Annotated in this window: 26 protein-coding genes; 6 read left to right on the forward strand and 20 right to left on the reverse strand. The window is 50.3% G+C overall.

The features are described 5' to 3' along the window. Positions 1–978: 978 nt before the first annotated feature. Positions 979–2,394 (forward strand): tyrosine-type recombinase/integrase, encoded by a 1,416-nt coding sequence (locus L0666_RS06530; RefSeq protein WP_235259491.1) that lies wholly within the window; start codon positions 979–981, stop codon positions 2,392–2,394. A gap of 30 nt (positions 2,395–2,424) precedes the next feature. On the opposite strand, the gene L0666_RS06535 is transcribed toward L0666_RS06530, so the two are convergent. The 3 genes from L0666_RS06535 to L0666_RS06545 form a co-directional block, all read right to left on the reverse strand. Then, positions 2,425–2,847, reverse strand: coding sequence for a hypothetical protein (locus L0666_RS06535; RefSeq protein ID WP_235259492.1), 423 nt, complete (start codon positions 2,845–2,847; stop codon positions 2,425–2,427). Positions 2,848–2,962: 115 nt separating this feature from the next. Beyond that, positions 2,963–3,691 (reverse strand): ATP-binding protein, encoded by a 729-nt coding sequence (locus tag L0666_RS06540; protein WP_235259493.1) that lies wholly within the window; start codon positions 3,689–3,691, stop codon positions 2,963–2,965. Further along, a complete protein-coding gene (locus L0666_RS06545) occupies positions 3,691–4,488 on the reverse strand; it encodes a hypothetical protein (protein WP_235259494.1) in 798 nt (265 codons plus the stop codon). Before L0666_RS06545 ends, L0666_RS06540 begins: the two co-directional genes overlap by 1 nt. A gap of 168 nt (positions 4,489–4,656) precedes the next feature. Between L0666_RS06545 and L0666_RS06550 the strand changes: the two genes are divergently transcribed. Next, the gene (locus L0666_RS06550; protein ID WP_235259495.1) at positions 4,657–5,484 is read left to right on the forward strand and encodes a hypothetical protein; all 828 of its coding nucleotides are present in this window, start codon (positions 4,657–4,659) and stop codon (positions 5,482–5,484) included. Between the two features lie 18 nt (positions 5,485–5,502). Here the strand turns inward: L0666_RS06550 and L0666_RS06555 are convergent, their stop codons facing one another. Beyond that, positions 5,503–7,197 carry a hypothetical protein gene (locus tag L0666_RS06555; protein ID WP_235259496.1) on the reverse strand — a complete coding sequence of 565 codons (1,695 nt, stop codon included), beginning with the start codon at positions 7,195–7,197 and terminating at the stop codon, positions 5,503–5,505. 41 nt (positions 7,198–7,238) lie between these two features. After that, positions 7,239–8,306: a dsDNA nuclease domain-containing protein gene (locus tag L0666_RS06560; RefSeq protein ID WP_235259497.1), complete on the reverse strand. Its 1,068-nt coding sequence runs from the start codon at positions 8,304–8,306 to the stop codon at positions 7,239–7,241. 341 nt (positions 8,307–8,647) lie between these two features. Here L0666_RS06560 and L0666_RS06565 point away from each other — a divergent pair, with 341 nt between their 5' ends. Both L0666_RS06565 and L0666_RS06570 read left to right on the forward strand, forming a co-directional pair. Then, entirely contained in the window at positions 8,648–9,019 is a 372-nt protein-coding gene (locus L0666_RS06565; RefSeq protein ID WP_235259498.1) for a DUF6626 family protein, read from the forward strand. A gap of 128 nt (positions 9,020–9,147) precedes the next feature. Further along, a complete protein-coding gene (locus tag L0666_RS06570; RefSeq protein ID WP_235259499.1) occupies positions 9,148–9,720 on the forward strand; it encodes a tyrosine-type recombinase/integrase in 573 nt (190 codons plus the stop codon). 665 nt (positions 9,721–10,385) lie between these two features. Here the strand turns inward: L0666_RS06570 and L0666_RS06575 are convergent. Next, on the reverse strand, positions 10,386–11,384 hold the full coding sequence (locus L0666_RS06575; RefSeq protein ID WP_235259500.1) for a DNA cytosine methyltransferase: 999 nt from the start codon (positions 11,382–11,384) through the stop codon (positions 10,386–10,388). A gap of 139 nt (positions 11,385–11,523) precedes the next feature. Between L0666_RS06575 and L0666_RS06580 the strand changes: the two genes are divergently transcribed. Further along, a complete protein-coding gene (locus L0666_RS06580) occupies positions 11,524–12,165 on the forward strand; it encodes an HNH endonuclease (RefSeq protein WP_235259501.1) in 642 nt (213 codons plus the stop codon). 137 nt (positions 12,166–12,302) lie between these two features. Here the strand turns inward: L0666_RS06580 and L0666_RS06585 are convergent, their stop codons facing one another. The 4 genes from L0666_RS06585 to L0666_RS06600 form a co-directional block, all read right to left on the reverse strand. Next, positions 12,303–13,595 carry an anti-phage deoxyguanosine triphosphatase gene (locus L0666_RS06585; RefSeq protein ID WP_235259502.1) on the reverse strand — a complete coding sequence of 431 codons (1,293 nt, stop codon included), beginning with the start codon at positions 13,593–13,595 and terminating at the stop codon, positions 12,303–12,305. Positions 13,596–13,660: 65 nt separating this feature from the next. After that, the gene (locus L0666_RS06590) at positions 13,661–14,272 is read right to left on the reverse strand and encodes an HNH endonuclease signature motif containing protein (RefSeq protein ID WP_235259503.1); all 612 of its coding nucleotides are present in this window, start codon (positions 14,270–14,272) and stop codon (positions 13,661–13,663) included. A gap of 405 nt (positions 14,273–14,677) precedes the next feature. Beyond that, positions 14,678–15,517 (reverse strand): sugar phosphate isomerase/epimerase family protein, encoded by an 840-nt coding sequence (locus L0666_RS06595; protein WP_235259504.1) that lies wholly within the window; start codon positions 15,515–15,517, stop codon positions 14,678–14,680. After that, positions 15,514–16,497, reverse strand: coding sequence for a fatty acid desaturase (locus tag L0666_RS06600; RefSeq protein WP_235259505.1), 984 nt, complete (start codon positions 16,495–16,497; stop codon positions 15,514–15,516). The genes L0666_RS06595 and L0666_RS06600 overlap by 4 nt, the downstream gene beginning before the upstream one ends. A gap of 94 nt (positions 16,498–16,591) precedes the next feature. Between L0666_RS06600 and L0666_RS06605 the strand changes: the two genes are divergently transcribed. Next, complete coding sequence (locus L0666_RS06605; RefSeq protein WP_235259506.1) at positions 16,592–17,479, forward strand: LysR substrate-binding domain-containing protein; 888 nt, start codon at positions 16,592–16,594, stop codon at positions 17,477–17,479. Positions 17,480–17,592: 113 nt separating this feature from the next. On the opposite strand, the gene L0666_RS17350 is transcribed toward L0666_RS06605, so the two are convergent. The 10 genes from L0666_RS17350 to L0666_RS06655 are packed head-to-tail and all read right to left on the reverse strand — an operon-like array spanning position 17,593 to position 26,073. After that, positions 17,593–18,429, reverse strand: a complete 837-nt coding sequence (locus L0666_RS17350; RefSeq protein WP_235259507.1) for a glutathione S-transferase family protein — start codon at positions 18,427–18,429, stop codon at positions 17,593–17,595. Between the two features lie 12 nt (positions 18,430–18,441). Beyond that, positions 18,442–19,380, reverse strand: a complete 939-nt coding sequence (gene kce / locus L0666_RS06615) for a 3,5-dioxohexanoate:acetyl-CoA acetone transferase (protein WP_235259508.1) — start codon at positions 19,378–19,380, stop codon at positions 18,442–18,444. A gap of 2 nt (positions 19,381–19,382) precedes the next feature. Further along, positions 19,383–20,405 (reverse strand): branched-chain amino acid ABC transporter permease, encoded by a 1,023-nt coding sequence (locus L0666_RS06620; RefSeq protein ID WP_235259509.1) that lies wholly within the window; start codon positions 20,403–20,405, stop codon positions 19,383–19,385. Then, complete coding sequence (locus L0666_RS06625) at positions 20,402–21,268, reverse strand: branched-chain amino acid ABC transporter permease (protein ID WP_336246270.1); 867 nt, start codon at positions 21,266–21,268, stop codon at positions 20,402–20,404. The genes L0666_RS06620 and L0666_RS06625 overlap by 4 nt, the downstream gene beginning before the upstream one ends. Next, positions 21,265–21,975 (reverse strand): ABC transporter ATP-binding protein, encoded by a 711-nt coding sequence (locus L0666_RS06630; protein ID WP_235259510.1) that lies wholly within the window; start codon positions 21,973–21,975, stop codon positions 21,265–21,267. Before L0666_RS06630 ends, L0666_RS06625 begins: the two co-directional genes overlap by 4 nt. Continuing rightward, positions 21,968–22,696, reverse strand: coding sequence for an ABC transporter ATP-binding protein (locus L0666_RS06635; protein WP_235259511.1), 729 nt, complete (start codon positions 22,694–22,696; stop codon positions 21,968–21,970). Before L0666_RS06635 ends, L0666_RS06630 begins: the two co-directional genes overlap by 8 nt. Before the next feature lie 11 nt (positions 22,697–22,707). Beyond that, a complete protein-coding gene (locus tag L0666_RS06640) occupies positions 22,708–23,979 on the reverse strand; it encodes an ABC transporter substrate-binding protein (RefSeq protein ID WP_235259512.1) in 1,272 nt (423 codons plus the stop codon). A 23-nt stretch (positions 23,980–24,002) separates the two neighbouring features. After that, complete coding sequence (locus tag L0666_RS06645; RefSeq protein ID WP_235259513.1) at positions 24,003–24,929, reverse strand: 3-hydroxyacyl-CoA dehydrogenase family protein; 927 nt, start codon at positions 24,927–24,929, stop codon at positions 24,003–24,005. Continuing rightward, on the reverse strand, positions 24,926–25,723 hold the full coding sequence (locus tag L0666_RS06650; RefSeq protein WP_235259514.1) for an SDR family NAD(P)-dependent oxidoreductase: 798 nt from the start codon (positions 25,721–25,723) through the stop codon (positions 24,926–24,928). Before L0666_RS06650 ends, L0666_RS06645 begins: the two co-directional genes overlap by 4 nt. Then, a complete protein-coding gene (locus L0666_RS06655) occupies positions 25,723–26,073 on the reverse strand; it encodes a cupin domain-containing protein (protein ID WP_235259515.1) in 351 nt (116 codons plus the stop codon). Before L0666_RS06655 ends, L0666_RS06650 begins: the two co-directional genes overlap by 1 nt. Positions 26,074–26,081 lie beyond the last annotated feature (8 nt).

Consider the following 26,081-nt stretch of genomic DNA (forward strand, 5'->3'; position numbering starts at 1 on the left):
CCGATTTTCTCCGCAATGGGCAAGCTTTTCCAATAGCATAAATCGTTCTTGCGAATTATTGCGAGAAGGAACAATTTAGACATTTAAGAAATCGAACATATTGGGGAAAACTGTGGTGAACGAAAGTATATTCCTATTTATAGTGGTCATCTACTTGGCTCCGCTTGCATTTATCTTATGGGCTATTTTGTCGGCAGTATTTGCGCTTAGGCGGATTGCAAGTGCATTAGAAAATCAAAGTACTGGCACATACCAGAAATCTCAAAAGGCAGTTTCGTTGCCAAAAAAACAGGAACCTAGAATCACTAAAGGAGACGATCCAGCCTTCAAGTACATCCCTAGGTGAACGAGAATTGTCCTGTGCTCACCCGAGAAGTTGAAACACGATGACCGACGAACATCCGCAAAAGAAGCGCCGATGGCCTTGGGTCGTCGGTTTCTTGATTTTACTTGCTATGTGTAGCGATGACGACGACGATAATGATCGCCCTCGACGGTACTGCTATGACTTTTCAAACAACGAAACTCTTTGTTTTGCTAAGCCGCTACCAGCCGATCAATTTTGCTATCTTGAGGAAGACGACAAAGTCAGGTGCTATGATGAACGCAATTCCAATCGATAGAAGAAACAGAAACTGAAGCCCAATGCTTCTGGCTCACAGAAACCTGCTTCATCAACTCTGGATGCATCTAAACATTCTCGCAATGTTCTCACTGCCAAAGCAGCCTACTCTAAGCAAAAAATCACATAAACTCAAAAAGATGCTTAGTCTTGCAAATCCGTGTACACGAGTTCGATTCTCGTACTCGCCTCCACTAAAACCACAATATGCTGTGTGTTTTTCCTAATACCCCCATCAAGACCACAAGCCGCAAGCTGTACACAAATCGTACACACTCCGCATGCAGTTTTCGCTGCACGTTACCCATTTTTCCGTATAGCATTAAATAGAAGGTGTTTGAGGGGAGCGGTACACGATGAGCTACGGCGCAAAGACTGTAACTGTGCACAAAAAGCTAAAGCTCGACCGACGTGCTAACAGCACGAATTGGTATGCACGATTAACGCTTGAGAACGGCAAACGAGTTATCAAAAGCACTAAGACAGACGACTTAGAAGACGCGAAAGAAATTGCGTTAGCGTTATATTATGAGACGCAAGCACGCATCAAAAACCAGCTTCCTGCCCAAACACGCAAGTTCAAACACGTTGCTGCTTTTGCCATCAAACAAATGCAGAACGAACTTGCCGCTGGCAACGGCAAGCAAGCATACAAAGACTATATCTCCGCACTGCAACGCTGGCTCATTCCATACTTTGGCACCTTAGATGTAGCAAAGATCGATTTGGCAGCACTGACTGCGTTTGACGCTTGGCGCACTGAGCAAAACAACAAGCCGTTTTCACAAAGCGGCATCAATAACCACAACGCGGCTTTAAACAGAGTTCTGGATCAAGCCGAATTGAATGGCTGGATTGTAAAATCAATGCGCCCCACCCTGCTAAACAAGGGGACCAAAAGCGAAAGTAGAGGCAGCTTTACGGACGCTGAATACACGAAAATATACACAGCTCTGCGAACTTGGCACAAACAAACTCAGAACAGTAAAGCTGTCGCAACACGTGAAGTTCTAAGGAACTATGTACTGTTCTTGGCAAACACTGGCGTGCGACATGGCACCGAGGCGCTTGGGTTGAAATGGCGCAATATTGAGTGGGAAACAGTTAAGGACGAGCGCTATTTGATGGTGAACGTCGACGGCAAAACGCGAAAACGCAGCGCTGTCGCACGCGACAAAGTCGAAGAATATTTGGACCGTCAGCGCAAGTTTAACGCGCTACTGACCGACGGAACCTTGGATGAGTTGATTGCGGCGCGTAGCGATGAGTTTGTTTTTACGACGCGGCTTGGCGACGTTGCGAATATCTTTAGCCTAAATCGCGCCTTCAATGCTCTTCTAGACACTCTGGACCTGAAACATGGCGCGGATGGAAAACCACGCACTTTATACAGCTTCCGACATTATTACGCGACGCGCGATCTAAAGCGTGGCGTTAGCTCGCATGCACTTAGCAGACAGCTGGGCAACAGCACAGCGATGGTCGACAAACATTACAGCAAATATAGCCCGCTGCTTAACGCTGAAATGCACAGCGCACGCAACATGCGCAGCGAAACCAAGTCGACGCCTAAAACGGGCGCACAAAGCGTCGTTGACGTCGCGTTTACGATGCTTGCGGATGCGCAGCTAGATGAGCATGGGTTGATTGCTGTACTTGGCGTCGGTCAGAACGGTTATTTTGCGACGGACGAAATCAAGCTCAAAGCACTTTCAGCAAAAAGTGCTGAGTTAATCACCAACGATACGTTTCTATTAATTTTGAATGGATAAGCAGGCGCAGGGTTCGCGCCTGCTCGATGTTTAAGCAGCCTTGCGCTTGTTCAACCCAGCTTCGATTGCAGCATCCAGTTCGCCGCTACGTGCGGCTGCCAAAAATGCACTCAGTGCAGTTTCGACTTCCTTCAGCGTTTTAACAAACACAGCGTTCCCGTTGCCAAGATCAAGCACTTTGCTGCCGTAGCGACACTGCACATACCAACCACTGTCTTGCTCAAAAAACCAAGCACGCACCTGCCGCATTTTCTCAATGGCAACTTTTTCGCCTTGCTCGTTCTTCGCCCAGCCCTTTGCACGCACCATGTGCGTTTCTCCCTTAAGCGCCGCGGCTAGTACTTTTACTTGTTCTTCGATTGCAACGACAAGCTTTGCACGTCTTTGCTGCGTCGGATCACTTTTGCTTACCCGCTTAACTGTCTTCAAAGTTAGTTTCGTTAGTTCCGTCATTCGTTCGCTCCTTGCAAATAGATGCTGCAAGTGTGTTTTCAAAATGAGCTTTGAGCTATCGGAAATCACCATAAAACACTATAAAGCCTGTACAAAATGTACAGGCTTTGCTGGTTTAAACTAAGCGCAACGGCGGTTTGGTTTTTGGTGGAGGATTGGCGTTTCGGATCGTTTTATTCACGGCTGTCTGGATCGGTCGGAAGTCGACTGTCGTTGTCTTGATTGGTAGCTGAGCAGTAATTAGTTCCAACACCTTGTCTCGCCCTACATGTAATCCTGCACATGCCAATTTTGACTGAACCAGTGGAACAAAGTTGCTTGGCGCTTGCGGGCGGACTTCGAGCTGGGTGTTGAACCGACTAACTAGTGCTGGTGAAAACACTTTACTTGTCGCTATGCGATCAGACACTTTTACGTTCGTTGTTGCCAGTATCATGCTTCGCAACCCGTCAGAGTTACTCCAATCAATAAACGCCGTAAGTTCTCGCTGTTGCATCCCAGAAAGCTCGTCCAATTCATCAATAATCAAAACGGGACAGTTTGAATAAAAATGCGCTAAGTTATACCAACCTAGAAGCCATTTGCTGTTCAGTTTTTTGGCAACCTCCTTGTCCTTACAGTTCAAAAATATTAACCCGTCCTCTGTCAACGCCGCAGTACTGCATCGTCCTTGCGCAATCGCCTTTGCAATTGTTGTCTTGCCCGTGCCGGGCAAGCCCCACAGAAGCAAATTATCGGTGTTGGCGGGACTTAAAAAATCCCGCGCTTCATCCTCGGTAAACTTGTCAGCGAAAACACATTGCTGAAAGCTAACGGCTTCATCACGCTCCCACTTATCGCTCATCACGCTGCCTCCAGATCAATGTTTGCCGATTCAGAAATCAACTTAGTCGCGTTTGCAGCATCTTCCTTTTGCTTGCGCTCCAATTCATCGGCGCGTTCCTTGCTGTCCTGCACGTCAAGCGCTTTGCCAACACGTGCCAGTGCCTGCTTAGTCAGCGCCGCATTATCTACAGTTGTAACAATGCCAAACGTTCCGTCCGCATTTTTCCGCACGACTGCCACACAGTATTCAGCATCTGGTTCCGCAGCGCCCATCGAAGCGATGTGGGCAGACGCAACAGGTGCTAGCTGGTCGGTGAACTTAAGTTCGGCACGAGCGCGCGCGATATAGTCGACTGGAACTTGTCCGTTTCCACTGCGACGCACTGCATCAATGCCGCCTGCTCCGATGATCCAGTCTACAAAACTAAGGTCAGTATTTGTGTGCAGGTCCTCAGCGAATGCGATGCGAAGCACGCGAGCATATGTGCTTTCACGCTTATTGTTCAGATTACCGCAAACGAAGCGGATAACTTTGAGTTCAAGACTAGTTGCTTGGGTTGCGTGCTTCGCTTTGCTGCTGCGGGTCATCTCGCTCAGCTTGTAATCAAACAGCTCACGAACCGGCTTCGGCTCTTCTGCAGTTTTTAGTTCGACAAGTACAGCGAATGCATTGGATAGCACGTCATAGACGGCGTTATTTGCGCGGGTCAGAAGTGCATCAGCAGACTTGAAGCGCTTTTGAAGCTTTGTGAGGTCGCTAATGGCTTTGATGGCAACGTCGTTGTTCAAGACTGAGTTTTCAGTTGTGGTAGTCATTTTGTTTCCTTTCAAGATCGAAACAAGATTTGGGATATTTCCCTTTTCGCCGAGGCTTGATTGCCAGCGACATATACAGAATACGTCAAATATATGCGCTTTGCGGGCTACCAAAAACACACCGACCTGATATGATATAAAATCTATTAACCAACTGGTTTAAAACAAATGATTGAAAACAGATATGCTGTTGGACGTGTGTTTTACGTTCATGCGCCACCCTTCAAAGGCAGAAGGTCAAAAACAACAGGTGAATTCCTGTCAAAACGACTCGCTCGAATCAAACAACCGTTCGTCGGCGCTGAGCCGTGGCAGTGTTCGATTTATTACTTTTGGTGGGAGTTCTTGCGCCGTCACGAAGGCTATAAGGACTGTTGCCTGCGCGGTGGTAAGGGACAGTATCGACAGCTATTCAAAGACTTTGGTGACATTCACGCTTGTGGCGTCGAGGACTTTTGGGCGTGGTGGACGACAAAGCGCGATGATGGGCTGAAACGCGGTGAGTATCTTTTTGCTGAACCACCTGCTCGGCAATTGCGCGCAACCGATGGGGTGTTGAACACCCAAACTACGGACACACTGCTCGTTGAAATACCACTAGAAGTCAGAACTCCGCAGTTAGTAAAAATGTTTAGGAAAATGCTCCAAGATCACAGTAGCGAAGTCCGTTCAGCCCGAAAGATTAGCCGAGCACGTTATCCTGTCGCGACCAGCGTTCCACTTCATACCCTGCACCTCTCTCTGAGAGCATTGGACACTTGGAATGAGCATCTTCACCGCAAGAAAAAATATGAGCAATGCGACATTGCTGGCATCTACGTCAACGAAGTCGTGCATGGAGAAACCATCGCAAAGTTGATGCGTGCAGACTTGCCATACAAAGATGTTGAACGTGAAGTCCGCAGACGCAAAACGCAGGCGTTCAATCGCTATTTGACTGCCGCACAAGAATATGTCGAATACGCAAGTATCGGGAGCTTCCCTCGAAGAGGTTAGTGGATGCTTTTATAGCCTTCATCCAATCAATGAAGCATTCAAGAATGGGAGCATAAAATCATAGACGTCTTCATACTTGTCTTCCGACAACAGCGACCTCTTGCTATCAGGCTCAATCAGTCTCCCAGGCGGTACAATCCTATTCAAGCTGCCCGTAGCTAATATCAGTTGACTACCGACTGGTTTGTTTTCGATCGCAAAACGTATCAGGCGCTTTGAGTTTTCGGGGTCTTGATCTTGTTGTAGTGGTGTATCAACGACGATCGGGCAGAAGCACGAAGTGGAGAATTCATCTATAGTATGAAGAACCGCATAGTAGTATGCGAGTAGCAAGCGCGGGTTAAGACTACCAGTTTCGCTAATTACTGGACGCACTTTCCCCCAGACCGATGATGGAATGTTGGTAATATTTAGCAACCCGCAAAACTCTCTTAGTTTCGCATCATAAAATTCAACTATTTTTTTCTTTCGTGAAGCCTTGGTTAGGGAATCCATCTCAGCTTTTGCATCACTAGCAGTGACGTTTAATATGCCTATCTCCCCATCCAACACCCGTTCTTCGTCTTCAAACGATTTATCCACTAGCCGTTCGCTCTCGTCTTTCAACATATCGGCAAGCTTCACCTCTCCTCGGGTCTCTTGAAGAATTGCCTTGATCGAAGAAATACGCTTTTCAAGACTAGGCACACTTCTTAAAACCTTCTCGATGTCTCCATCGTGCTTTGCGACCTTCGCGCGTGCCTCGATTAGGACAATACGACATGCATCAGCGTCGTTAATTAATCCAAATCGATTGGCAAAGTCGTTGTCATGAACAGTACTGCAAACTGGACAGACGATTTCATCGTCCGAAAAATCTGTGGCAAACTTGATGTCTGAGTTGAGTTCGCTAAGAACTCGTTCAGCAATATCGACTTCTTCCTGTGCAATCGAACGCAGTGACTGCAAGTCCGAGACTTTCGCACGAAGATCATCATAGAGCGATTGCAGAGCATTTTGCTCTTTCAGCAACGCTTGGATGCGGTCTTTGAAGACTTCAACGTCCAAAGCAATGCCAAGCTTCTTTCGCTTGTCAGAGAACCGCTTTTTAGCCTTGAGCAATGCGCCCTTCTCATCTGAAAGCAACTTCCGCGAAGTTATTGCCTCATCCCGCTTGCTCTTTGCTATATAGTACTGGCGCGGCTTGATGCCCGTGTGGAACTCAGCAATCTCACTTTTATACGCTGGGACCATACCTAAGCCCGAAAAAGACGCCCAAGTGTCGCTCCACCCATTGTCTTGATCTACATAAAACGGCAGGAAACAGAACGCAGGAGGTGGCGTAATTGACTTTCCGCCCTTTTGTTTCAGGGAGATATGGAAGTCCAAAAGTTCACCAATTTTTGGCGCAAGTCCGGCAACTACTGAACTCGCAGTCCACAGCAGTTTCTTTGCATCATCAAAAAGAGCGAAGTAGCCTTCCTGGCGTAAGATATAATATGTTGCGCCGCCTACTGTAAAACGAAGTAGCAGTGCTACTTTTGCATTTTTCCACGCCTCTGGTGTCTTGTAAGGGTCGGCACCAAGTGCGGAGTACAGAGATTTTACTAAACTGGATTTTCCAAACTCGTTGTCTGCAACGATTGAGGTAACGTCTGGATCAAAGCTCTCAGTTCTCGCTCTTCTCTCTTGCGTCGACAGCAGCCAGAGCTTTTCGAATTTCAGCCTTTTCATACTGTTTGGTCCTTAAACTTCGGATAAGTGATTTAAAACTCTCAAGCTTCTTTGTTTGTATACGTTTCATATAGAACCATAGCCTTTATTCGTTCCGTCGAAATCAACGCCAATTCTTGTTGTGCATATTCAGCGACACTGCCATTGACTTGGTCGACCAAGTCAGTAAGACCAAGAAGTTGATATTGCTCCTCGTCCAGCAATTTACTTATCTTACGTCTGACTCTTCGAGTTGCTTCATTAGGATTCAACACCTCAACACGGTAAGCCCCCCAGTGCCTTCCAATCTTAACCACTTCCAAGACAGGCAAAGTCAGTTGCGGCGCAATTACCTCCCAATTGGGGCAATCAACGACTTCACTTACTGTTGCTATCCAGTTTTCCGCATCATTTCTGGTAACACCGCGATCCCTCACGACTTCATCGAAATCGCTCAGCTCACTTGTTGCTCGCGACTTGCGCGTGCATTCATCGGCGACAGCAGTAAACAATGCTGAAACGGAAAATGAAACTTCACCAAGCTGTGCAGCAACAAAAGCCTCCAGCTTCCCTTTTGCATGAGTGTCCATATCTTCAAGACTGAGATCAGAACGCCTGAAATGAATGAGATCCGTGCGAATAACCGACTCATTCGGAAATTGCGCTTCGAGCTTTGCTTTGAGTTTTCCCAAGTCATCAACGGTGCATTCCTCCAAACAAAACTTAGCTTTATTCTGAGAGAATTTCATAGGTGCATTTGAGACAAAGGTTGTTGCTTCGACGGTGTCGCCAAATGCAACAACGTTGTCGTACATCTTTCCAATAATGGACGGCAGCATAGAATCCGACTTTTTAGATTTTCTCTGTCCTGTTAGCGAAGCGTGTGTCCACTCTCCGCTTCCTTTTGTTTTAACTTGATAGAAGCGAACAGAGGTTGGTTCAGAACTGCTGTTGAATACGGCAACATCGTCGTGAAATTCAAAGACTACTGCGTAGTCACCATCCAGAACATGCCGTTCCAGTATCAATGCCATGCCAAACAGCGCTTGATAGCGAAAACGGGCAGTTGTTCGTGCACCACTATCCTCCCGCAAAGGGGTTTGAACCAACTTTTCTTTCAGATCGCTCAAATCGATGCACTCCACTGCTCAATGACACAACCATTGCGCGTGCAGTGAGTTTTGGCAAGTACATGCAACTCCTTCCAGCCCTTTGTGAACTAACAAAATTTCCACTTTGGATGCGTGCTATATACACATCTCATCGAAGCTCTAAGGCTCCATTGGTAGTTAGGCGCTGCCTTTGTCCTCTAATGATAAATATATCAAAGAGGACAACACTATGAACACGAAACCAAACGCAACATCGAACAGACGCAAAGCAAAAAGCCGCGAAACGTCCCTAGATCCAAAACCACCCGTAAAACCCATCTCCGTCGCCGCTCCTAGCAAACCCAAGAAGCCAAAATACAATGGACTTTGAGCAGCAGCAAAAACTGACGCTTGTCGAACTAGTCTACGAGACGCTTGCCGAACATGACCTTGTCCTAACAGCAGAGGATTTTAGCACCGACTGGTGCAGGAAGAGCAAAAGTTGGTACGCTGAACGAAAGCACAACGGGCGAGGGTTTAGCGTTACGGCTGCTATTGACTGCCTTGATGCGGTTAACATGAAATGTGCAATCCTAAGCTTGAGCCAGCGGCGAATGGGTGGGCTTTTAGAAGCCGAGATCAATGCACTTGGCGACATCAGTGAAGCGCTGAAAACTTACTTGGCGGAACAACATCGCATTACCGAAGTCGCACTGCGCAAGACACCAACATCGAAAATGTTAAGAAAGTAGTATTCTCTAACATTATTGTCTAACCACGTTTGTTTTCAATGACTTAGCTAAACTCAAAATAGTGGTCGTCCACAAAAATGTTAGAATTTACAATGCATTACAGTGAAACAATACATTTCAGGTGATGCATGAAACAAGCCAAGCTACTGACAGATGCAGAACGCAAGCGCGTTGCAGCAATAATCAACGCACATCGCTACACAACGAGGAACCATGCAATTTTTGCACTCAGCTTTTATGCTGGGCTGCGTGCATGTGAGGTTGCAGCCTTGCGCGTGGGCGACGTCTTCGATGAAACTGGCACGGTACGCGATACGATCTTTCTAGAGGCAGCGCAGACCAAAGGCGACGAAGCGGCAACGGTGCTTGTGAGCAAAAAGTTGAGCAAGGAACTGTGTGCGTATGCAGCGCATTATCCTCGACATTGCAGCAATCAGAACGCCTCGCTGTTTTTCAGCGCAAAAGGCGGCGGCTTTAGCCCACAAACAATCGTCAACTTGTTCGCGCGCTTTTACAAGCTCGCAGGGATCAAAGGCGCTAGCTCGCACAGTGGTCGTCGTCAGTTTTTGACCGAGCTAGCAGACAAGGGTATCAACGCTCGTGTTATCCAAGCACTTGCGCGCCATAAGCACCTAAACACCACGATGCGCTACATCGACCTAAACGAAAACAAGCTGCGCAATGCAATTGAACTCGTTTGAGGTCAAATTCGCCAAAAACGCTACATTTGACGCGGTGACGAAGTCCAAATGATAAATAAATTAGTCAGCTAAGGCTGTATGAAAAACTGAACCCAAGGTTAGCACGCCAGTCGAAATTGTGCCGCAAGTCCGTTCTGATGTGTGACGGTACGCAAACGCATTGTCAGTTATGCGCTTCAACAGTCTACCCTGCCATTGTGCGCAGGATGCTTAAAGTACGCCGCCTATGCGAGACCGTATCTTACTGTTGTCGGAATGGTTGTAGCGCAGAGATGCGTGAATGAAGTGAGACGGAAAGACAAGCTGCATTGCAGCACCCGTCATCGTGTTGGAACAGCTATGCTACACCAGCCCAACACGTGCGTTGATATCCCAATAATAGAGATGATAGCAAAACCTGCTCTTCCAATATTTGGTTTGGGGAGTGTAGCCCATAATGTGACGAGTAAAGTTGCCAAGTTGGATTGAGCCTAAACAGGCTTGATCCATTGGCTCTAAGTAAAGCCAAAAAAAGACAATAAAACATTATCGCATAATTATATTCTGATGATCGAAATAAATATGCATTGAAGTGAAGCTGATGCTTTGCGCAGCAAAGTTGAAGTATCACAAAGATGCTTGTGAAACCGCAAAGCGGTTACGCAATTACCACGCCAAATTGATAGTTATTCAGCTGCTAAGCTCAAATCGAACTGGCTTTCGCAGTCCGAAAGAGCGATTTCATCTCCGCGAAGTGCGCAGATGATACTTCTGCCGATCATGTTGGCAACTGGAGGCGGAAATGCGTTTCCAATTTGACGGTACACAGAAGTTTTTTTCCCACTAAACTCCCAGGCGTCTGGAAAGCCCTGAATCCTTGCAGCCATACGCAATGTCAGACGGGGTAAATGGTCTCTTGAATGTGTAGTATTCGGCGGTTCATTCGCGATTCCTTTGCCGTCAACACCCAACTCAGCCCACTGACGTTTTGCTCTTGTTGGACCCAAATCTGCACCGCCATGTTTCTTTGAACCACCGACGATTGTTGGAGCTATAGCGTTTGCCTTCTCAAGCCAACCGTCAACGCCCGACCAACCATCAACTGCCATTAAGTCACCCAATGCTTCGGCTACAGTGAGTTGCTTCTTAATCGGTTCGGGAAACTTAAAATTAGCTGTAAACTCTTGTTTGAGGGCAACCAACACAAAACGAGGGCGCAGCTGCGGCACTCCGTAGTCGCTAGACTTAACAAGTTCCCAAGAAACCTTGTACCCCAACCTTTCAAGATTCTCGACTATGCCCTGCCTGTAACCCTCAAATCTTGGCGACGATAACCCTCTAACGTTTTCCAGTAGAACTGCTTTCGGGTTGCACTCTTCAACAAGCCTTAGTGCTGAGGGGAAAAGATCACGTTCGTCGTCAGCCCCCAACTGTTTGCCTGCGACCGAGAAAGGGGGACAAGGCACACCGCCAGCTAGCAAATCGACCCCTTCAAAAGGCTTTGCGTTAAAGGTTTTCAGGTCGCCTTCAACAACTTCCCAATCGGGTCTGTTTAGACGAAGCGTACCGCACGCATCGCGATCAATCTCGACGGCTGCGGCGGTCTCAAACCCAGCGCTCTCAAGTCCTAGCGCCTGCCCGCCAGCACCGGCACAAATTTCTAAAACCTTGAATTTAATCGACATTATTACCCCCAAAGAGACTCTAATACATTGTAACGCCGTTAGTCTTTGACGCAAGAAGAAGTACAGTCATGTCTGGCTAGTTCAGACATTGAAGGCTACCGTTAGCCCCGAGCACATGTTGGGTAGGCAAGAGAGCGATATGAATATTGACGAGTACATCAAACTAGTAAGCAAGAAAAAGCTGAGCGTCGTCAAAACACTGATCATTACGACGTTGTGGAGCTCCAGTAACACCTTTCCTAGAGCTTGGGTAGCTAGCTCGAGATTGCTGGATCTCACCGGACAAAAGTATTTCGACCGCCGAACCCGCGAGTTGCGTGATGAGTTAGGTTGCGACATTGAAACTCAACATATTGATGGCGAGCATCACTACCGCCTTAAATCCAACCTGCTCACGCAAGCAAATCCCCGCGCTTACTTGTCTAGCGCCGAAAAAAAGAAATTATTCATAGCGGCGGGCAATCAATGCGCGATTTGCGGGAAGCAAACTTCTGCTGGAGTTCGAGGCTTGCAAGCAGACCACAAAACACCCTTGATACGGGGCGGAACTAATGACCTCGGTAACTGGCAAGCAATTTGTAACGATTGTAACGTCTCAAAACGGAGGGCGTGCCAAGGCTGCAATGAAACCTGCTCGTCTTGCTCGTGGGCGTTTCCCGATGTGTTGGGCGTAGGCATTAGTCTGCGGCTACCCGTTTCAACTGTGCAAAAGATACAACTCCAGACCGCTGATGCTCCTAAGTGGATTGCAGACCTGATTAAAGAAAAACTAAAGGAATAGGACGCCTCAGTAAATTCTGATGCTCTGCAAAGCAAAGTAGAAGGATTCCAATGGTGCTTATCAAACCGCACGACCGCGGCGAAACGAGTTAGAGACGCAGGATTGGTTGCCGAAAAAATGCTAAGAATGACACTCATTCATAGCTCATCGCCGCTACTGCCAAACCCCGGATGGAAAAGCCGTTTGTAGAGCTTCTCTGCATAGGCGTCAGTCATTCCTGCGACATAATCACAAACTCGTCTTTCTCGTGTCGCATCGACGCAACCATCGCTCCAAGAACCTTCGGGAATCAGTGCTTCGGGGTTTGAACTCAGCACTTCGAATAATCTCGACACAACCATTTGCCCACGGCGTTCTAACTGTTGTAGTTCTGCCTTCTTTATAACCAGCTTATACGCTAATTTTTTGATCATTTTCAGAAGCCTAAAGTGTTCGTCCGGCAAAACTGCGTTGAATCTCAAAAGAGGGTGTTCAAATTCACCAGCAGTTTCAATTCTGACGCTTGTGACGAACAAGTTCACAAGGCACGAAATCATTTGCTTCCGCTCAAAACTGTTTTCTAATAAACCCGTACAGACAAAGTCCGCTGTAAAATCCGTATTGCCATGGCTCAGTTTTCCGCCAACCTCCTCAAATGCCGTCTTCACAGCGGCTCGAATATCCTCTGAAGTAGCAAGCCCACGTGCTACGATGTCTTCGAGATCGTGGATTCCGTACGCTATATCGTCCGCGAGCTCCAATATACTGCAATCAAAAGTGTGATACTTACCTTTTGCCTTTTCAAGATCCGGTTTCTGAAACTCTGCTCGGTCATCTTCAGTAAATGCGTCAAGCGCCCAATCGACGATTTCTTTCTCTTCTGAATGGTAGCACTTAGGCGGTTCGGACTGATGAGCATTCATGTCAAACGCGTCAATTGCACAGGGGTATTTCAACACACTAAGAAGCAACCGTCTCGTTGGATATATGCCCCTGCCCCGCTGCTTATACTTCTCAAGCCGTGCCAGAATTCTCAAAGTCTGACCGTTGCCTTCGAAACCGCCAAATTTCAACATTGATTGATGGAGCGCTTTTTCGCCTTTGTGCCCAAACGGGGGATGACCAAGATCATGTGCCAAGCCAGCAGCCTCAATCAAATCTCGGTGTGGCAGCCAGCTCTGGATCGCTGCAGGATAAAGTGCTTTGTTTTTCTGCAGTACTTCAAGAATACCGTAACCAATTTGGGCAACTTCAATTGAATGTGTAAGCCGCGTGCGGTGAAAATCCCCTTCACCAACTCCCATAACTTGGGTTTTGCCTTGCAGTCTTCGAAAGGCTGCAGAGTGCATTATGCGAGCACGATCTCTCTGAAATTGATCACGGCGATCACCTGAACGATTTGGTTGCTCCTCGTGGAGGCGCTGTTCAAAGTCTTTAAAATTCTCTGTCAAAGCAAGTCCTTACTAACATAAATTCAATGAGAAACACGTATGTGAACAAAGGCTATCATGACTTGTCAGTCAAAGCGCAAATGCCATGAGCCTAGATTGGTCATATGCCAAGTTCCTCCGTTGTTTGCTGGCTTGGTCTCGCCAGTGAACGAAATATGAGGGATCGAACTGTCCGAAAATAGATTTGAGTTGTCCTTACTCATGTCAATTTCCGGTTCAAGATCGTCTTCTTGCAGTCGATCTTTAGACTGTTTGCGTTCCAATTCAGAGACAGAAATTGCCTGAAGATCTGTAAGTTCAGAAAGCAGAACTTTTCGCCGATTTCCTGCATTGTCTCGACGAGTCACAATTCGAAGGTTATGCGGTCTGTTATCAGACGGGTTATGATTGACATGATCAATGTCAAATTCTCGCGGTGCCCACTTACCCAACGTTACCGCGGCGATAAACCTATGGGTGAGAATAGATTTCCCTGCGTGCTGAAACCAATAATAGTCATTCCCCTCGCGGCTCTTACTTCCGTTCGGTGTTTCGCCCTCTACTGTGCCTAAATCGTAGTCGAACTCAATCAAGTTAATAGTTTCGTCTAAACTTGGGTATGGAATTTCATGATCACGATGCATCTTATAGCTGTCCGTCAAAACAGCTTTAACAAACTCTACGTCTAAAAATTCCATGCAACATACCTCTCAAATCAGCATTAAATTAGGTAAGTATGTGCTTGGCAAAAAACAAGCTAGGGTTGATCTATAGAGCGTGACTACACCGCTCGACATCGACGTACACAAAACTGTACACACCTAAATATTGACGCCAATTTCGCTTGATAATAAGCGATTATAGCAGTGCAATGTTATTGCAAATCCGTGTACACCGGTTCGATTCCGGTACTCGCCTCCATCTTTTCCCGAACTATTGAGTAATTGTCGGCATTTCAGGTGCTAGGCTTTGATCGCTTCGGTTCGCACCAATCGGGGACATCCAGTTTAAGATACTTTGTGGCGGGTGAACGAGATTTGAGCAGCATGACAATTATCATTTGCGTCACACACGGGCTAAGCGCCCGTCATGATGCAAACCATTTACGGGCCTAGGTTGCGCCAAATGTGTTGCACCCAAGCTTTGATCTGCAGGGCTTCGTCCCAGCGGTTCGACATCTCGCGCCCATCAGGGCCGGTCATCGCGTAATCTGGTGGACCCAGTTCGCATAGGAACACACAGTTGCCTTCAGGATTGCGAGATCGCCAGCCGGCAAAACCTTCTTGCCACCAGCCTTTAAACATCTCGACCCATTTTTGGTTCTGCGGAAAGTCTAATTGCAGCTGAATCTGGCTTCGGCTGGCGACGCGACCTTGGAAACTGTCAGACCGCGCGAGAATGCGGCTCATGTGTTCGGCGTCACGTGGGCGTAGCGGACAGGCCATTTCACGCCCTGTTACGTAGTGGGACAAATCTGCACACATCCGCATCTCGGGCACCGCGTCCAGCAGGCAGAGCGTGGAGAAAAGATCATTGGTGATGCAGTCTCGGTGGGTTTCAAACAGGATTGGCATCCCTTCTTGCTCTGACATGTCGATCCATGCGCGGATAACGGGGATCATGCCCTCCACGCTCACAGGCATCACCTGCCCTATCACAACCACGAAAGGCGCGCCGAAGTCTTTCGCCAATTTCAAAGTCGGTCGTAGGCCTTCGATGGTTTTCGGAAAATCAACCAAGAACGGTCGAAGCCCAGCGCGGGCCATCATGGGTTCAATTCGTTTAACGTCTTCAACCGAGGTCGCGCCGAAGTCCAGCGCCATGCCTTGGTATCCAGCATCTGCAACCATTTCGACAACAGCTTCAAAGGGCAGTTTAACACCGCTTGGGTCATGGGGCTGCATCGCCCATAGTGAGGTGTAGATATCGAGGGACTGGGTCATTCGGCTTCCACCCGCATGCTGCGTCCGTTCACTGGAACCACCCAGACTTCGTTCATCGGGTACTTGCTTTCGTCCTGTTGGCGCAACTTTTTGATGACTTCGATTTGGAACTCGATCCACCCCATGCGCCAGACCTCACCGCCGATTTGGGTTTCGATTTTGTCGTTCAGATCACGCAGCTTCCAAAATGGCACGGACGGGAATGTATGGTGGGCTGTGTGGTATGGCATTTGCCAGCACAGCCAGCGAATAAATGCATTTGTGCGCGTGCTGCGGGTGTTTTCCAAGATGTTATCTTCGTGGCTCAATCCCAAATGCTCGATTGTATTTTGAAGCTGGTGAACGGGTTTGGTCAGGATCATCGGCAAAATCCAAAATGTCAGCCACGCCCAGCTTCCTGCAATCAGTGATCCGACAAGGATCGCGACATAAAGAGCGAGGTGGATGCGGCTTTCACGGATAACTTTGGCTTCTTCGTCGGTTCGGATAAAGGGTTCTACGATAACCCCACGCGCCCGGCGCACGACGCCAAATACGCGATTACGCCAATAGGTGACGCCGCTGAGCCATAAAAGATAGGTTGTCAGAGTGTAAGGTTCACGCACCAACTCGCCGTCGCGTTCCCAATCTTGGGTCCATTTGTGGTGGGCAAAGTGCATGACCTGATCAAAGTCGCGTGGAAAGATCATAACGAACCCGATCACACGCCCCCAGATTTCATTGACCTTCTTGGTGGCAAAGACTGTGCCGTGAGATAGTTCGTGTTGGCCTGCGTATAAAAAGTTCAACAACACCCCTAGCACAAATCCGGTCGCCAGAACCCAAACGCTCCCCATCGCCTGTGCATGAAGGATGGCAAACACGACAATGGCACCAACATGGCTTAGAATCTGCATCCATCCACGCAAGTCGGACCGCGCGTTGAGATCGCGTAACTCCTGCGGTTCCAACAACTTACGGCGTGAAAAGCTGGCTTCCATGGCGTGATCCTCATGTTTTTTGCTATTCAATCACTATTCATCTAATTTTCGCATGTCTAATGATTAAATTCACCCGAAATCATGAAGTAACCACATGAGTTTACCCCCTCTTTCTGCCTTGATCGTTTTGGATGCACTGGCCCGAACAGGGACCGTTCGTGATGCAGCGGTCGCGGTTCGACTGAGCCAAAGCGCCGTAAGTCACAAACTGAAGGCCCTTGAGGCGCAACTTGGTTTTGCGTTGACCACTGCAAAGGGTCGCGGTGTTGTCCTCACATCAGATGCTCGACGTTACGTGGCGGCTATTCGGCCTGCCCTTTCGATATTGCATGAAGCGCATAGTAGTTTGGATCAGGCCAAGGGTCCCCTTGAAATCGTGGTAGCATCTGGATTTGCAGCGACTTGGCTGGCACCACGCCTGTCAGATTTTCGACAACGCCATCCCGCGATCTCACTTAGGCTGCGCAGTATTGCAGCTGGCGAAGACATACCGGAATGTGATCTTGCGATCCTGTTTACGGACCGTCCTGCTGAAGGGTCGATACATCTGTTTGATGTCACCTTCTTTCCGGTCTGTAGCCCTGACTTTCTCCACGCGCGTGCGCCGCTGACGTTGGACAGTCTCACAGCGGATATGTTGATGCACCTGAACTCGCAGGACGACTGGAACCAATGGATGGCGCAAACGGGTCAGTCGTTGGCGATCGGTGAACCCAGCATGATTTTCACAGGACTTTTAGCTATGTATGCCTCGGCTGAGGCAGGTATGGGCCTATGCCTTGGTGATGCGGTGACATCAGATCACGCCCTTCGTTCCGGGCGTTTAGTGCGGCCGTTTACGTATGAAATTCCTGTGCGCGCGTCTTATTGGGTAACACCACCGCCGAACGGCTTTACAGCGCCCGCCGCGGCTTTTGCGCGATGGTTGCGCGAAAGGTTTCCCCAAGAAACGCCAAAGGCAATCGTTGGGGCGAAGACATAAAAGTGTCGATAAAAGTCTTTGGAAGTAACAAGGCCAACGGGAAATTCGTTGTAGAACCTGTCTGCCACGTCCCCGCCGACCAATGCTGATCCGCGATAAGCAAAGGATCGTTTCTACGTTTGGTCCAATGACGCATCGATGGCTTCAAAATGAGGGAATGACCGAACATCAGACCCGTTAACCTGCCGACTTTTTGTATACGCAATGAAGCTTTCAATGGCCGGTTCCGGCTGCCAGTCAACTAAGGCTTGGCGATAGCTTGGTCGTTCCGAGACACGCTGGAACCATGCTTCAAGATGTGGCGTCCTCCCAAACGGCCAATCCATCAACTTGAATCGATGCACGTTCGGCATCCAAGCGATGTCGCTGAGGGTGAATTCTGGGCCTTCCAAATAGGTTCGACCGTCCGACAACACTTGGTTCAGGTGCTGAAAACCAACGTCCGTGCGCGCGATTGCGTCGTTGATGCGGTCACTGTCAAACCCGTCGGCAAAGTCTTTGCGAAACTGCTGCAGCCATTCATTCTTGTGGCCTTTTTGAAAGGCTTCGACAGCTTCTGCTGGAGGGGGCGGATCCGCGCGAAACAAGAATTCAAATGTCAACAACTTGAGGTCAAGCTGCGCCTCGTCCGCCATTGTCAGAAGTGTCTTATCCCGAACGCGGGCGAGCGGGCTATCGGCGCCCGCAATATGTCCAATTATATCGATAGACTCGATATATAGCCGCCCGTCTTCAACCAAGGCCGGAACCAACCCTTTAGGATGGATTTTTTGATACTCCGGCGTTGCATGCTCGTCTTTTTCGAGGTTAACAACGTGGCTTTCGAATGTGCGATCGCTTTCGAACATCGTGATCCGGACCCGCTGTGAACAGCTCGACATTGGCGCATGCCAAAGGTGAAGCCCCTTAAGGCTCTTTAGGCTGGTATCCTTTGGTTCGATCTCTGGCACGGCTCGCCCCTCTTAGAAATTCACCCGGTCTCCGCCCTTAAGATCAAGGATCTCACGGGCTTCGTCAGGTGTAGCGACAACAGACCCGAGGTCCTCGACGATACGGCGGATCTTGGCGACTTGTTGGGCGTTGCTTTCGGCCAATTCGCCGCGATTGATAAACAGGCTATCTTCAAGGCCGACACGTACGTTGCCGCCCATTTGGCTAGCTGTCGTGGCCATCGGAATTTGCGATGCACCCGCGGCAAGAATGGACCAGCGGTAATCATCCCCAAACAGCTTGTCGGCGGTCTGTTTCATGAACACGAGATTGTCGATGTCCGCCCCGATCCCCCCCAGAATGCCCATGACGAACTGGATGAAGATGGGGGCCTTAAACAGCCCGATATCCATGCAGAATTTCAAGTTATAGAGATGTCCTACATCGTAGCATTCGTGTTCGAACTTGATGTCGTGGGGGGCCAGCGTTTTGGCCGCTTCTTCGATGTCGCGGAACGTGTTGCGAAAGATATTGCCGTCTGATCCCGCAACATATTCCTTTTCCCAATCAAACTTCCAATCATCGTCGCCATAGCGCTTGGCCAAGGGGTGGAACGAAAAGTTCATCGATCCCATGTTCATGGAACACATCTCGGCGCTGAATGTTGCTGCGGGTTTGATCCGATCCTGAATTGAAAGTGTGAGAGAGCCGCCAGTCGAGATATTCACAACCGCGTCGGTCGCCTGTTTGACACGCGGTAGGAACGCCGCGAAATCGTCGGGGTTCACAGACGGGGCGCCTGTTTCATTGTCACGCGCATGAAGATGCAGGATTGATGCTCCTGCTTCGGCTGCTTCAATTGCTTCGCGCGCGATGTCGTCGTATGTGTAGGGCAACGCATCAGACATCGTCGGCGTATGAATGGCACCCGTTACGGCACAGGTGATAATGGTCTTTTTCTGGCGTGCCATGGTCAGGCTCCTTTGTCGTTACTATCAACCCGAACCCGATAGCTGAGTGGGAAGAGTTCAAGGTCGTATCTGTCACGGATCAGGCCCCAGACGCCTTTAGGCGCTTTGAGCATAACCACGATGGCTACTGCCCCGAGGGCGATCAGGTAAATCGTTCCGTAATCGGCCAGCGTTTCGCGCAAGGCGAAGAACAGTAAGGTGCCGATGATGGGTCCCTCAAGTGTGCCAATGCCGCCGATCACCACGATGAAGATTACGAAAGCCGTCCAGTCATTGACGCTAAAAGCCGCATCCGGTGAAATCCGTAACTTTTGAAGAAAGATCAGCCCGCCCACTATCGCAGTGAAAGCGGAGGTTACGACGTAGACTTCGAGCTTGGTGCGCCAGATATCAATGCCGAGCCCCGACGCAGCGATTTCGCTGTCTCGGATGGCGGTCAACGCAAGGCCGCGACGTGTGCGCAAGAAAGCGTAGACGGCTCCAATAACCACAACGGCCGCCCCGAGTGCCAACCAATAGGATAAGGCCTCGCGCCCCGAACGGGACTCGGAAAGTGACTTAACCACACCAACAGGCAGCGACGAACCGGACCCGCCACCAAGGGCTGATGCTTGTGCAAAGGACAGGCGGAAAACCTCTGCTACGACCCATGTTCCAATGGCGAAATAAGCCCCGCGTAAACGAAAGATCAGGATGGCAATCGGCACTGACAGCACCGCCGCCAACAGCCCGCCAATCAAGATCGCGACTATGGGATGTACGCCCCCGAAAATAGTTAACGCAAAAAGCATGTAGCCACCAAAGCCGACAAAGGCCTGCTGGCCGACAGAAACCAAACCCGCATATCCCGCCATCAGGTTCCAAAGACAGGCCAGCGACAGGTAGAGGAAGATTTCCCCCATAAGCCGCAGATCGGCACGACCGGCCCACCATGGTGCGGCGGCCAAAACGATTAAGGCCAACAGCCCAATGATCATTGCAACGCGCGATGCGCGGGTGGCTCTAGTGACGATACGCGCGTTCAATGGTCTATCCTCGGGAAAAGGCCGTTCGGGCGGACTGCCAAAACGACAAGAAAAGCAATATGTCCGGCCAACAGCTGCCATCCGGGATCAATCTTTGCACCGATCGTTTGCGCGACACCAAGGATGACACCGCCCGCCAATGTGCCCCAAAGGTTTCCGAGCCCTCCGATGATCACCGCCTCAAAGCCAAAAATCAGGCGACCACCGCCAACTGACGGATCAAAGCTGGTGCGCATCCCCAAAAGAATGCCCGCGATTGCAGTGACCGCCAGCGCAAGCGCCATAGCCAGCCCAAAGATGTGCGACTTGTTGAACCCCATGATCTGGGCGATGTCCTGATTGTCGGACACAGCGCGAAACCCGCGGCCAAGGCTCGTGGCGTAAAAAACCCATTGCAGCAGGGCAATCACCGCGACCGCGATACCAAATGTCAAAAGTGGCAAAACACCAAGAGCCAATCCGCCAACCTGCAGACTTGCCGTTTCAATCGCGCCACCGTTCAATTTTTGCGGATCGGCGGTGTACCCTTCTAGAAGGGCATTCTGGATGATGACCGAAAGCCCGAAGGTAACAAGAAGCGGTGGCAAGATGTCATCGCCAAGCGTCTTGTTCAGTAGCCCCCTTTGCAAAACATAACCAAGCCCCGCCATGACAGGGACGACAAACAGCAGCGCAACAAAAGGATGAACGCCCAACAAAACGGTCGTCGTCAACCCGAAATAGGCAGCGAGAACAATGAGATCGCCGTGGGCGATATTCACCAGACGCATGACCCCAAAAATCAAAGACAGCCCTGCCGCAAACAATGCATACAAACCGCCTAGCAGGATTCCCTGCACAATCGCATTGGTCCATTCCATCATTCCGATACCCCAAAATATGCTGCTGTGATTTCGTCTCGACTGACGTCTTCTGTGCGCCCTTCGAGCGAGACTCGACCTTCTTGCATGCAGTAAAAACGAGACGACACACGAAGCGCCCGCGAGATGTCTTGTTCGACCAGCATCGCCGTCATCCCTTCCGAGATGATCCCCGGCAATGCTTTGTAGATGTCGCCGATAATGACCGGAGCCAATCCAAGGCTGATCTCGTCGAACAGGATCAGATCAGGATTTGAAAGGAGGGCCCTACCGATGGCGACCATCTGTTGCTGCCCACCAGACAAAGACGTGGATTTTTGCTTTCTGCGTTCTTCAAGGATCGGGAACATGCTGTAAATCTTCGCAAGGGTCCAAGGACCCGCGCGACCTACGGTTCCACCAACAAGCAGGTTTTCTTCAACGCTGAGTGACGGGAAAAGCTGACGCCCTTCGGGGACCATTGCCAGACCGAGGTACGCGACTTGATCCGCGCGCAAGCCGCCAATGGGCTGCCCGTGAAATTGAATTTGCTCAGATTGGTTTGCCACGAGTCCAGTGATCGACCGCATCAAGGTCGTTTTGCCTGCGCCGTTTGCACCGATAATGGCCACGACTTCGCCTGCGTGAACATCCATATCGACACCGTAAAGCGCTTGAAAATCCCCGTAGTGGGCATCAAGGCCCGCCAATGAAAGCAATGGGTCAGACATCGGGATCCACCCCCAAATAGATTTCTTTTACTTCTGCGCTATCCATGATGGCCTTAGGTTCTCCTTCAGCAATTTTCTTACCGAAATCGATGACGATGAGTTTTTCGACAACGGCGAGTAGCGCATGGACGACGTGTTCGATCCAGATGATCGTCGTACCGGAGGCATGTACATTTCGAATGGTCTCGATAAGGGCAACGCATTCGCCGTCGGTTAGGCCACCCGCGATTTCGTCCAGCAGCAACAGCTTTGGCTTTGCTGCCAATGCCCGCGCCATTTCCAGTCTCTTACGGTCGAGCAATGACAGAGATCCTGCCCGAGTATTCGCTTTGTCGATCAGCCCCGTTGCCTCCAATACCTCCAAGACAAAGGTTTGCGCATCGCGTCCAGACAGACCCGCGCCCTGTGTCGCGCCAACGAGTGCGTTTTCGAAAACCGTCATGCCGCCAAACGGTTGCGGCACTTGGAACGACCGAGCGATCCCCATCTTGCAGCGCTTCGCGGCGGATTGGGCCGTTACGTCCGTGCCCCCAAATTCGATCCGGCCCGCATTTGGCCGCAATGTGCCCGTGATTAAATTGAACAAGGATGTCTTGCCCGCACCGTTTGGTCCGAGGATTCCAACTGCGGAACCTTCTTGGACGTCGAAGCTGGTCTCATCGGCGACCACTACGGCGCCGAAAGACTTGCTAAGTCCTGAAATGGAAAGGATTGCGGGCAAGATTTTTCTCCTTAGTTCAACAGTTGCAAGTCAGCGGTGATCGGGATTTCGGGTGCCGATGCGTTTCCTACGATCTGCAACTCGAAGCCGTCTCCCTGTCGCTGCCACTGACCGCCGACAAGCGGTGTCTTAGTGACGTTGTTGATCGGGCCGTTATCCCAGTTCACCGGGCCAACCATGGTGTTCAAATTGGTCGATGAAATAGCCGCAACAATGGCCGCAGGATCGTCCAAATCTTCGGCGCGTGCGACAACGTCGGCAACGACTTCGAACAATGCGTGCTTGAACCCAATCGGTTGTGTCCATGGACGACCAGAGGCCGCAGTGTACCCTTCGGCCAGATCACGCGAAGACGTGCCCGTTAGAGAAGACGTGTAAGGGTGATGCGGGGACCACCAAACCTCGGTCGTTAGACCATTTCCGCGATCGCCGAGGCCTTCGATAACGGACGGGAACAACAACGCCTTACCGATCGTGACGATCTTGGGGTTAAATCCTTGCTGCGCTGCCTGAGCCCAGAACGTCGCAAAGTCTGGCGGGATCATGTTGCCAGTCACGATTGTACAACCCGCCTCTTTGAATGCGGCGATCTGGTTGGAAAAATCGTCTGAAAGCGGCTGATACCGACCTGGGTCTGTTACAGTATAGCCCGCCGCAGCCATCGCTGGCGGCAAGCCACGTTCTGGATCACCAAACGCGTTACCGTCCGCGTCATTCGGGAACAGTCCAGCAACTTGCGTTCCCATATCCGCTTTGGACCACATATCCAAAGTCGCGGCGATCCAGTCTTCAATACCAAAGAAGAAGTGATAGGTGCTTTGGAAACCTTCACCCGGCACGCCGTTGCGGCCAAAGAAATACGGCTGCCATGGACAGTCAGTCGTAACGCAAGGCACTTCGTTAATCTCGGCTTGATCTGCGACCGGGTTCACTGTGTCAGGCGTTGACGCGGCAACGATAATGTCGACCTCGTCACCAAGGATCAAGTCAGCTGCGACTTCTGCAGCACGGTTCGGGTTCGATTGGCTGTCCTTAGAAATGATTTCAATGTTGTAGGACTTGCCATTGTTTTCGATGCCTCCCGAAAACGCAGCCTGGATACCTTCCAGAATGTAATCGTCAGCTTCCGCAAAGCCAGCCAATGGCCCTGTGCGTGGGCTAACATGCCCGACCCGCAAAGTAGGTGTCTGCGCATATGCGCGCGTCGCCGATAGGATTGCTGGCGCGGCCGCCGTTGCAGCCAACCCTCCGAGTAGTTTCCGTCTGTTTGTCTTGATAGCCATGATTGTCTCCTCCCAAAGAATGATCAGTGTGGCAGTATTGCCTCTAGCTTTTTCAGATGTTGAGCGACGCGGGCTTTTGTTGCCTCTAGATCGCCTTCGTTCCAGTCTCGGAACCCTTTACCGCTCGCCATACCGTCGCGTCCCTCGTCTCGTAGTTTTTGGAGATAAGGGGACGGGTCCGGTGTCGTTTCCAAGTCAAACAAGACCTGAGCATGAATGTCATGGGTCAGTTCAATCCCGACGAGGTCGGCATTTTCCAAAGGCCCCAAAACCGCCAAGCGACGTCCAAAGCTGGCTTTGACGACATCGTCTACAGCCTTGGCCGAACATATCCCGTTCTCAACCAATGAAATGGCTTCGCGCCAAAGAGCGTGTTGCAGGCGATTGCCGATGAAACCGGGCACGTCCTTTTCGACCATCACCGGGGTCTTGCCCGCTTCGGCAAGCAGATCATGCATGCATTGGGCCACGCTTGGATCAGTCCATTCTGTCTTAATGACTTCGACCAACGGGATCATGTGTGGCGGGTTCCACCAATGGGTCCCGACGGCACGGTGGCGGGTCGTTAACCCCTCCATAATTTTGCTGATCTGAATGACAGAGGTGTTTGACGCCAGAATGGCGTCTTCAGGCGCATGCTCTTCCAACTGGGCAAAGATCGATTGCTTCAGCTCCAGCTTTTCTGGTGCCGCTTCAAATACGGCTGTCGCCCCCGAGACGGCCGCTGCCAGAGTGTCCACAGGGCGGATCTTGGCCAGCACACACTCGCATTCTAGCTCATCCACGCCCATTAACTTCAGGCTTTCGGCGACGCGATCTTTGACGGTGGCCAATGTCTCGGCCATCGGGTCCGTGATGTACACATGGCAGCCAGCCCGCGCGAACGTGAGCGCAATGCCATGCCCCATTAATCCAGCACCGATAACCGCGATATCCCGTTTATTGGTCATCCTGCGGTGTATCCGCCATCAGCATAAAGAATATGCCCTGTATAAAAATCGGACGCCTTTGACGCTAAAAACAGGAGTGGACCAGACAGGTCCTCGGGTTCGCCAAGCCGTCCTTTCGGAACACGTGCAAGAAACCCGGCGCGGACTGCTTTTGCCTTTTCGTCGTCTTCGAACATCCACTGCGTGAGTGGAGACCGGAACACAGTTGGCGCGATGGCATTTACCGTGATCCCCGTCGGCCCCAATTCACAACCCAGCGACTTGGTGATGCCGTCTACCGCAGACTTGGACGCACAGTAGGCCGTGTATCCAGCAGGGTGACCAAGGAGACCCCGAGCCGAGCTGACAAGGACGATTTTGCCACCATTTCCTTGCGCTTTCATTTGCGCGGCTGCGGCACGAGCCAATAACCAGCTTTGCGTAACATTGGCATCCATTACTGACGTAAATGTTTCGGGCGACATGTCATTGATCATCGCGATCTTGTTCATACCAGACGCCACAACAAGGATATCGAGCCCGCCAAATTCATCGACCGCTGCTTGCACAAGTTCGGCACAGATAAGTTCATCTGTAGGGCGTTTGTTTACGGCCACAACTTTGGAACCTGCACCGCGGCATTCGTCCGCAATATCATCCAACGCGTCCTGATTTCCTGCGACCAGAACCAGATTACAGCCCGCCCCCGAAAGGACCCGCGCGGCAACCATTCCGAAGGCACCGGATGCGCCAGTAATCAGTGCGGTCTTACCTTTGACGTCGAACATCTCAAGCGGATTGGAAATTGTGCTCATTACTTCGCTCCCGGTGGGTACGGCATAACAACCAGCATCTTACAGACGTGATTGGATTTGTTTTCGATCTGGCGCACTTGGCCGGGTGGGATGGTGCAACTGTCCATTGCGCGCAGCACCTCGGTCTGGCCGTCCCATTCGATCGTCATCTCGCCTTCGAGAACGACATAGACTTTTTCGAATGGCGTGCTGTCTGGCCCTGCCCCGCCGCCAGGCAAGAATTGGGAAAAGCCGATCCATTGATTGGTCGGGCCTCCATCTTCGAAGCCCTGTAACCGCAGCCCTGTAACATCCCAATGATTGGGCGCCTCATAGGTCTCAGCATCGTCATAACGTTTGATTAGCATCATTCCCCCTC

This window comes from Octadecabacter algicola, assembly GCF_021532625.1.
GTDB classification, from domain to species: Bacteria; Pseudomonadota; Alphaproteobacteria; order Rhodobacterales; family Rhodobacteraceae; genus Octadecabacter; species Octadecabacter algicola.

Bases quoted from the DNA above. Each gene is read 5' to 3' on its own strand.
- L0666_RS06530 (WP_235259491.1), top strand. From the start codon at position 979: ATGAGCTACGGCGCAAAGACTGTAACTGTGCACAAAAAGCTAAAGCTC.
- L0666_RS06535 (WP_235259492.1), bottom strand. From the start codon at position 2,847: ATGACGGAACTAACGAAACTAACTTTGAAGACAGTTAAGCGGGTAAGC.
- L0666_RS06540 (WP_235259493.1), bottom strand. From the start codon at position 3,691: ATGAGCGATAAGTGGGAGCGTGATGAAGCCGTTAGCTTTCAGCAATGT.
- L0666_RS06545 (WP_235259494.1), bottom strand. From the start codon at position 4,488: ATGACTACCACAACTGAAAACTCAGTCTTGAACAACGACGTTGCCATC.
- L0666_RS06550 (WP_235259495.1), top strand. From the start codon at position 4,657: ATGATTGAAAACAGATATGCTGTTGGACGTGTGTTTTACGTTCATGCG.
- L0666_RS06555 (WP_235259496.1), bottom strand. From the start codon at position 7,197: ATGAAAAGGCTGAAATTCGAAAAGCTCTGGCTGCTGTCGACGCAAGAG.
- L0666_RS06565 (WP_235259498.1), top strand. From the start codon at position 8,648: ATGGACTTTGAGCAGCAGCAAAAACTGACGCTTGTCGAACTAGTCTAC.
- L0666_RS06570 (WP_235259499.1), top strand. From the start codon at position 9,148: ATGAAACAAGCCAAGCTACTGACAGATGCAGAACGCAAGCGCGTTGCA.
- L0666_RS06575 (WP_235259500.1), bottom strand. From the start codon at position 11,384: ATGTCGATTAAATTCAAGGTTTTAGAAATTTGTGCCGGTGCTGGCGGG.
- L0666_RS06580 (WP_235259501.1), top strand. From the start codon at position 11,524: ATGAATATTGACGAGTACATCAAACTAGTAAGCAAGAAAAAGCTGAGC.
- L0666_RS06590 (WP_235259503.1), bottom strand. From the start codon at position 14,272: ATGGAATTTTTAGACGTAGAGTTTGTTAAAGCTGTTTTGACGGACAGC.
- L0666_RS06595 (WP_235259504.1), bottom strand. From the start codon at position 15,517: ATGACCCAGTCCCTCGATATCTACACCTCACTATGGGCGATGCAGCCC.
- L0666_RS06600 (WP_235259505.1), bottom strand. From the start codon at position 16,497: ATGGAAGCCAGCTTTTCACGCCGTAAGTTGTTGGAACCGCAGGAGTTA.
- L0666_RS06605 (WP_235259506.1), top strand. From the start codon at position 16,592: ATGAGTTTACCCCCTCTTTCTGCCTTGATCGTTTTGGATGCACTGGCC.
- kce (WP_235259508.1), bottom strand. From the start codon at position 19,380: ATGGCACGCCAGAAAAAGACCATTATCACCTGTGCCGTAACGGGTGCC.
- L0666_RS06625 (WP_336246270.1), bottom strand. From the start codon at position 21,268: ATGATGGAATGGACCAATGCGATTGTGCAGGGAATCCTGCTAGGCGGT.
- L0666_RS06630 (WP_235259510.1), bottom strand. From the start codon at position 21,975: ATGTCTGACCCATTGCTTTCATTGGCGGGCCTTGATGCCCACTACGGG.
- L0666_RS06640 (WP_235259512.1), bottom strand. From the start codon at position 23,979: ATGGCTATCAAGACAAACAGACGGAAACTACTCGGAGGGTTGGCTGCA.
- L0666_RS06645 (WP_235259513.1), bottom strand. From the start codon at position 24,929: ATGACCAATAAACGGGATATCGCGGTTATCGGTGCTGGATTAATGGGG.
- L0666_RS06650 (WP_235259514.1), bottom strand. From the start codon at position 25,723: ATGAGCACAATTTCCAATCCGCTTGAGATGTTCGACGTCAAAGGTAAG.
- L0666_RS06655 (WP_235259515.1), bottom strand. From the start codon at position 26,073: ATGATGCTAATCAAACGTTATGACGATGCTGAGACCTATGAGGCGCCC.